Origin of the sequence: [Clostridium] aerotolerans DSM 5434 (assembly GCF_000687555.1) — a bacterium.
GTDB classification, from domain to species: domain Bacteria; phylum Bacillota; class Clostridia; order Lachnospirales; family Lachnospiraceae; genus Lacrimispora; species Lacrimispora aerotolerans.
In genome coordinates, this window is record NZ_JHWJ01000032.1 from 1 (window position 1) to 7,697 (window position 7,697).

Here is a 7,697-nt window from a genome sequence, read left to right on the forward strand (position 1 = left end):
TTGTCGATGTAATAACCGCCTCCGGGTAGTACATGAATCTGCCTATCATCATCGGTTCCCGATGTTCCATCTGGCCCAAACCACCAGTATTGAGTTCCACTTCCCCAATTACCATCAGCTCCTGGCCGGATATAGATTCCATTTCCACTATCTATGTAATAAATGGGTGTTCCGCTGTTTCCATTCCCTCTGGCATAAATCCGGACATCATCATCGGTTCCGGGGATTCCATCGGGTCCATTCCACCAGAGTTCTATTCCACTGGTCCAGCTTTCCCCCGTACCTGGTCGGTAGTGGGTTCCGTTTTCATTGTCTGCATATGTACCAGTCCTATTTACAAAGGTAAGGATTCGCTTGTCATCGGAAGTAAGAGAAATTCCATCCAGCCCCTTCCACCAGAGTTCATCATCCGTGGTATTCCATGTTCCATCGGCTCCGGGCTTTCTATAAGTCCCATTTCCGTTGTCAATGATTCCGATGGTCCAATGCCCATAATAGGTCTGATCTCCCAGTGCTGCCAGCGTGGTCTCCTTGATCCGGGTTCCTCCTTCTGGCTCAGTAAACCAACCAAGGAACACATAACCTGTTTCATTTAGATTAGGCAGTGCACCAATAGGAAGAGCATAGGTCACGGTCTTATCTTCCGGCTCTTCCATAATCCCAGATTCTGGCAAATTTCTAACAAAATGAATCGTGTACTGGTTAGCTATCCATTTGGCCTTATAAATCCGATCATCAGCGTCTATCCAGCTTCCTTTTTCCACTTCATTCCCATTTTCATCAAACCAGCCAGCAAATGAATATCCCGTTTTTTCCGGAGTTGGCAGCGTGCCAAAGCGGGAAGGATATTCCTGAATTAATTCTGTTACAATCGGTGTACCATTGACATCATTGGAAATAAATTGGATTATATATTGATTTCCCTTCCACCTTGCATGATAGGTATATTCCTCGGCTAAATGTTCTGGCCGGAAGATGGATTGAGCACTAATATTTTTATTCTCCTCATCGTACCACCCGGCAAAGGTATATCCCCTTTCTACTGGTTCTGGGAGCGTTTGAAATGCTTCCTCATATGCCTGATCCACGGTAAATGTCTGTATCGATTCCCCTTCTGGCTGCTCCACCCTTGAGAGGAAACGAACTACATATTTTACTGCTGACCAGTTTCCGTAATAGACTGAATCTTTAGATTCCACCATGGAATGCTGGGTTATTTTTATTCCTGTGCCGTTCTTTCCGCTCCACCAACCGTCAAAGTTCAAGCCGTATATATCTGGAGTTGGAAGAATTCCCAGTTCCGTATCATAAGTATACTCTTCCTTAAACACACCTTTCGTCCACTTCTTATGATCTGGATCAAAGGTTACTTTATATGTATTAGGGGTCCAATGAGCATACACAGTTACATTAATGGATGGCATCTGATTTCCGCTGTAAGAGTAAATGGCGCCTCCAGATTCACTGGTGTACCAACCATCAAAACAATATCCAGGTCTCGTAACAACATCTTTTCCATCTTTTAGAACTTGATCAAACGATTGCTCAAAAGCAACCTCCACTTCTTTTTGAGGATTTCCCTCCAAGGTACCGCCATTTCCGTCTAATATCAACTGATAAGTGGCTAATTTTTCATAAGCAGCAATAAATGTGGTATCTCGTGTTACTTTATTCGTAGTAGAATTGTTATCAGAATCCACTGGCTGCCAGCCTATAAATTTGTATCCGGGTTTAGCTGTTCCTACTGGTACATTTTTACACGGATCTCCAGCTGTTACAGTTTCACTGCCAAGGACAGCCCCATTTTCATCTTTAAAGGTCACATAAAACTCTGCGTCTTTAGACACCCAGTAAGCATAATATCTGTCGTCTACCTTGTTGAATGTGTAGTTTCCTAGTAACTCCTTTCCTGCTCCATTTGGTTCCGAGTAATAACCAATTAATTTATGAGTGGTATACCAAGATCTACCCCTTGTTCCCGTAGTATCTGTTTCTTTATAGGATAATATTTCTTCTATTCCATCTTTTCCTTGATATATTCTTTGATTTGGGTATTTTGTGGAAGAATAAATATTTACCTTACTACCAAAGTCCTCCACACTGATACTTTCTATAAAAGGAGTATCTTCCTGAAATACTGTGGTAAAATTTGTTTCTCCAATATTAGTTTTATCCCAATAATTTTCATAAAGCACATGGAACGTTGAATGAAAATCTTTGATGCCGTTTACTAAAACTAAGCTTGCCTTGTCCTTCGGCAAATACAATGCAGTCGTTTGTACAGCTCCAAAACCATTATTATTTTCTTCAACTGTGGAGTTCCATGATGTTAGCCCCATATATTCCCTTACTTTAACGTTGTCTCTGCGCTGAAACAAAGGAAATCCAAACACAATTTCCGATTCATCTGTTTCTAACTGCCCGTGGTACAAAGTATAATTTGGTTGATACCAATAAAGCCCCCTACCATTATTTTTATAAGAATCTGCTCTACCTGGTACAAGCGTCCATCCAATCAGGTAATTATTATCATCACTCTCTAGCTTTGGAAAATCTATTTCTGAGACATACCTTGATGTATTATAATAATCCGTATCTAAATAATAAAAATTGTTATTTTTCCAAGGTAATTTTTTTCTATGTAGATAAGCCACTTTAGCGTAATGTTCTCCTGGTATGGATTCCACATATTTCGTATACTTATCAAAACCGTATCTACTAAAAAATACCGTAAACCCATCAAGGTCAGATATTAAAGTGTATTTAGCAGTAATTGTCGTATCATACTTTATGTTAGTAAGGGAACGGTTCCACCCCATAAACTCATAATTAGGTCTTTCGGGAATATGATTGACTGCATCTCCTCCTATTGGTACCTCCTGAACCTCAAGCACTGTTCCATCCCAGTCTTTAAAGATGACTTCACAAGAACTTTTCACCCATCTTGCGTATAAGGTTAAATCAGAAGTTGGCATAATATTTCCACTTTCCGTATACTTGATTCCCCCGGTGGAAGCTGTGTACCAGCCGTCAAAGGTATAATATTTTCGGATAATCTGGCTTTTTGCATCTGTAAGTAACTGATCCAGTGAATCTCCAGCTTTTACCTCCAATGTCATGCTTGTTTTATCAGAAAAACTGCCTCCGTTTCCATCTAAAGTGAGAATTGGAGAACTCAGCTCGAACTGAGCGGTCAATAAAAGCTTTGCCTGATTATTTATATTGCCGTTTTCATCTGAATAATACCAGCCTGGTTCTTTTTCTCTTTCTCCCTCTTCCTCATTGATTATGATTCCAAAAAAGTGATATCCCAGATCCTCCTCTTCATCACCTTTATTTACAAGATGCCAGATATCATATCCAGATGTATTCCAGTTTTTAAAACCACTTACCTTTTTTCTAGTGTAGCTATTAATTTCATCAATATCGGATAACAACCTCCAAGATAGGTTTGCCCATGCAATTTGATCCGGTGCTACACTCTTGTAAACATAAGGAGCAAGATTATAATATTCCTCATCCAGATTCGCAGAATCCGATGTATCATCAACCTTCCCGGTCAGATCTGTTACATACCATAGAGGAAATTCCGCTTCTCCTTGTACATATCCGTAGTCCCTGTACTGCATCATTCCATATCGATCCTCAAATTTCCATAACCTTTTTCCGGAAGCTGATGACTGGGAGTAATATTCCGGTATTTCTTCCGGCTCTACTCTCACAAATTTTTTTACTGCCTCTGATGGTGTAGCTTTTCCATCTGGAATTTGCGCTTCCGATGATGTGGCTTCTATGCTTGGACTTTCCGCTTCTGATGGTGTGGCTGTTGATACTTGCTTAAATGCTTCAGTCGGTGAAGCAAGTAATTCCAATGCCTTCTCCATATTTGACTTCCACGATGCTGAGGAAGTAAATGGCGGAGCATACCCTACTGTAGTTACTGTTACAACAGCTGCAAGGCAAAGACTTAAAATTCTTTTCCCATTCCCTTTCATGTTTTTCTCCTGTATCTTTTGATTTTTTAATTCTCTGATCCACTATATTTGTTCCTAATCATTGATTTCTCTTTGTTCTGGACTTACTATAAGGACCTTACTTAAAAATATTGCAGAAAATAAAACAACTATTAATAGATGCAAAGACATCATTGTAAACATTTTTAACTCCTTATCTTTGAGGTATTGCCATCACAGGCCGGATTCCAATGCTTGTTTCTGTGACCTCCACTGGTCGTATATTACCATCAACCAAACTAACGATAAAAATGCCGTTCCCATACAAGAAATCCGTAGATCCACTATCCTGCGGTGTCCGAAGATAATACCCTTTAGAATATGCCGAAACCTGGGACTCCGGATTATTTTCCTCGCTCCCGTTAAACTTCCACAGATAATCCTTATACTTAATTGCTTCATCTACAGAGAGAATAAACACCCTGTCCTCTAACTGCTGAAATAATCTCGACTGTCCCAGTAAACTACTCTCAGAAAACTGCTCAAATGATCCTGTTCTTGTTGCTCCCATATAAGCATTCGTAATTCCTATGTAAGTATCATGAACAAAATCAGCCTTAGTATTATAAAGAAGCCATTCCCTGACTTTAGAATATTTGTAGTTATTGTTAGACCCGAAGTTCAGCTTTTTCGAAGTCCCTTCGATATCTGACCTTATTACACTATCACCGAGGAACAATGCAAGCTTTTGGTTGTTTTCCATTGCATCTTCATAATCATCATCGATACAGCGAAACAAATATAACTTATCTCCAATGTTTCTCACCTGCACATCTCCAATGCTGTAATGTACTGCTTCCGGTACTTCATCTGCCGCCTCATGACAAATATCACAGACACCATCATAATCCTCATCTAGATGACCAATAGCCGGTAAAATAACTATTTCCTCCTTTCCACACTTTTTGCATTGAACGCTTTGATGACCATTCCCTGTACATGTGGCAGCTACTTCATCTACCATTTCATACTCATGAACGCATATACTTTCATCGTACACTCTTTCAAATCCAACCCTCAAAACAGTGTAAGTCGCACCTGATATTGTTAATTGTTCCATTGGCAGTTCTGAAATGTTATTCACCATTGGCAACCTCTGGCTAATAATTCCTGCACTTGGATAGTAGTCCTTAGCAATTAAATAAATTTCTTTCCGTTCTATCCCCTCCGCCATGGATACCAGATTCAGAAGTCTCTCATTCCCTTCTGCCTGAGTCTTTGTAATTACTTGCACATCCGTTGGATATTCTCCAGTTATGGAATAGTCCGCTTTTTTTGCAACTTCAAGCCAATCATGTAACCTTTCTTTGGTTTCAGCATCTGGATCAGCTTCGTCTGGAATCTGTTCCCCTTTTTTATATTCAATATAATATTTCTGTATCCCATTACCATTTACCTCAACGCTCCAGGGACTCGATACCAGGGAATGGTAATAATATCTGTCCGTTCCTATAAATGTTTCAGGAAAATCTATGACAAGTTCTTTTCCTTCCTCGGTCTCTCCTGTCTGTCCTTTTAATACTTCTTTGTCAGGTCTGCCTTCTTCAATAAAATATAAATTCCAGCTAATCTTTTTTGCTTCCGACGGTGAAGAAAGAGTTTCTTTTTGGTAATAGACAGAGACATTTGTGTGGTTACCGGTAAGAATAAGATTATCTTTTTGCTCTTTACAAATCCTGTAACCATCAATCTCTATTGATTTAATTTGAATGGTATCTCCCTCCTTCCCAGCCCCAGTTACTACCTGTAGTATAGATTTGTCAGCTATATCCATATATTTGATGGTATAAATACATTGGCTCTCTGAATTTTCTGGAATTTCACTTTCACTCTTATCAGGTTTGGTTTCAGGCGGCTGCTCAGAAGGCGTTACTGGATTTGAGTTAGGTCCTTCATCAATTGAACCATTGAAATCATTAATTTTCCTATTTCCTCCACCACCTCCCCCGCCGCCACCTGAGATAAACTTTGATACAGCAGCAGAACTCTTTTTTTCGGTTTGTATTCCCTTTCCGGGAACCTCTATTATTTCTGTTCCCTCAAGCCAGGCTCCGGTTTCACCTACTTTATATCCATCCGGAGTTAAATCGTTTAGAAACATAGCTCCTTCGGGATAATTCTCTTCTGTTTTTACTGACAGGTAGTAACATCGGCCATCAATCCATTGCCATCCGGTCAGCATTTTCCCTGATAAACCATTTAATCCAGAAGCTAAAAAATACCATTTACCGTTAATCTGTTGCCAACCAGTTAGCACCTTTCCATTTTCACTGAAATAAAACCAATTTTCATCTATGAGCTCCCACCTCCCTTCTTTTAAAGGCTCACTGGCCATTACATTCATTTGCAAAAACATGCAGGTCAGGGACATTATGAAAATAATTAATCTGCTCTTTTTCTTCTTGTCAGTAAAATTCCTCATGATCTATCTCCTTTCTTCTTTTGTTGTGTTTTAATCTGCGTTTTAAGGAAACTGCCAGTACAATTACACCAATTATCAATAAAATGGAGAATGTTACAACAACACTTCTACGAAAAATCACCCAGCTTCCTTTCTTATCATTTTCAGTGGAATTTCCTGAATTCACAAGGTGCTCTCCTGCCTGATCCCAACCATCTATTACAGAATTAAACCCTCGATAAACAGACACACACTGATTTCCTTGAAAAGAAGGTAATATCGCCTCTCCACCATAAGTTACATGATAATCAGATACCTTTTTTTCTCCCGTTATCAAAGCATTTCTGCAAATGATACCACCATCACCTAAGTAAGTATCTCCCTCCCATGCGGCATCAGTAATCCTATATTTTTCAGGATTAACCTGTATTTCATTTAGTAGCTCAGTGTAACAATCCTTTATTTGAGGCTTTTTATTATCAAATGGAATCTTTTTGTCCCCCAACTGATAGTAATCCGCGTCATAGGAGTGAAATACTGCAGTAAATGAAAATCCAGTAACCCACTGCTCATTACCAGGCTCAACTTGGTAAATGGGGATATTTTGCTTCACAGTTTGTCCAGTAACCTTATCTTTAATAGTTATAGGAGTCTGCTCAGGAATCTGCCCCGCCCACTCCACCTCTTTATAATCTACCGTTTGTACCGCCCACTCCTTCCTTTCTGGTAAATAGAGAGGTTCTATATGCCACTCCTTTAGCCAAAATTCTTTTCCATCTTGGTCTGTAAAACTTTCATCTGGTCTATAGTCGTCTTTTTCATCAATAGCTATTTGAGATCTGATAATTACCATCGATTTTTGAGTATCCACCTTTATATCAGGATTCTCTGATGCCCATATGTATTCTTCATACGATCTCCCTTGAAAAACAAATACAATTACAGAAAATAAAAATAAAAGCCTTTTAATCAAAACAATAAAGCACCTCCCTAAGCTATTTAAATATGTTGAGAAATTTTGAAAGATTCAGAATCAAATAAGAATAGTAAAAGATACAACTGAGATAAAATGATAGAAATAAAATACCAATATATTAAACAAATAATATCTGTTAAAAAACAGCTAATGATTAACAAAAATAAAAAATCACTTATGGAATGGTATTTGGAAATAAAAATGAAAAAGATATAAGATGAAATAAAAAAGATATATAGAATAATTAAAAAAACTATTTGCCAAAGCCCAAAGCCCAAAGCCCAAAGCCCAAAGCCCAAAGCCCAAA

At 38.8% G+C, this 7,697-nt stretch carries 3 protein-coding genes; all 3 read right to left on the minus strand.

The window, feature by feature from the left end; all coding sequences use genetic code 11:
- A partial coding sequence (locus T546_RS24325; protein ID WP_034600343.1) for an InlB B-repeat-containing protein occupies positions 1-3,995 on the minus strand: 3,995 nt, incomplete at its 3' end.
- Positions 3,996-4,167: 172 nt separating this feature from the next.
- Positions 4,168-6,435 (minus strand): MucBP domain-containing protein, encoded by a 2,268-nt coding sequence (locus T546_RS0122010; RefSeq protein WP_026893459.1) that lies wholly within the window; start codon positions 6,433-6,435, stop codon positions 4,168-4,170.
- Positions 6,419-7,387, minus strand: coding sequence for a hypothetical protein (locus T546_RS24860; protein WP_026893460.1), 969 nt, complete (start codon positions 7,385-7,387; stop codon positions 6,419-6,421). The genes T546_RS0122010 and T546_RS24860 overlap by 17 nt, the downstream gene beginning before the upstream one ends.
- Between the last annotated feature and the right edge of the window lie 310 nt (positions 7,388-7,697).